The 429-nt window shown below is 41.5% G+C and carries 1 protein-coding gene; it reads right to left on the bottom strand.

Features of this window, described 5'->3' with window-relative positions; all coding sequences use genetic code 11:
- Positions 1-429 (bottom strand): RNA-guided endonuclease InsQ/TnpB family protein (locus M595_RS28560; protein ID WP_040484816.1); only part of this gene is annotated, 429 nt, incomplete at both ends.

The raw sequence follows: 429 nt of genomic DNA, 5'->3' as shown, positions 1-429 counted from the left end.
TTGGCTAGATTGTGGTTGCGTACCATACCCTTTACATTAAGATTTTCAGCGATTATCACTTGGTTCTCGTTGACAATCTTGCGAGACAGTTTATGTAGGAAGTCTTGTCTCGCAAAGAAGATTTTCTCGTGCGCTCTTGCTACCAATTTCCTGGCTTTATTCCGGGAATTGGAACCTGTTTGCTTGCGAGATAATTTCTGCTGCTTTCGCTTTAAATTACGTTCATGCTTTTTAAAATGCCGAGGATTTTCGTATTTAGACCCCTCACTTGTAATCAAAAAGTGGGTGAGTCCCAGGTCTAATCCTATCGCTTTTCCCTCGTCAGAAGTCTGCGGTTCGGCTTCCTCGTTCTCAAATAAAATTGAAGCGTAATACTTCTCCGTTCTTGTCTTTGTTATTGTGACTGTTTTGATAAGATCGGAAGAGCGT

It is taken from the genome of Lyngbya aestuarii BL J (assembly GCF_000478195.2).
In the GTDB taxonomy this organism is placed as follows: Bacteria; Cyanobacteriota; Cyanobacteriia; order Cyanobacteriales; family Microcoleaceae; genus Capilliphycus; species Capilliphycus aestuarii.
Note: the sequence above shows the minus strand (reverse complement) of the source record. Positions and strands in the feature narration are given on the sequence as shown.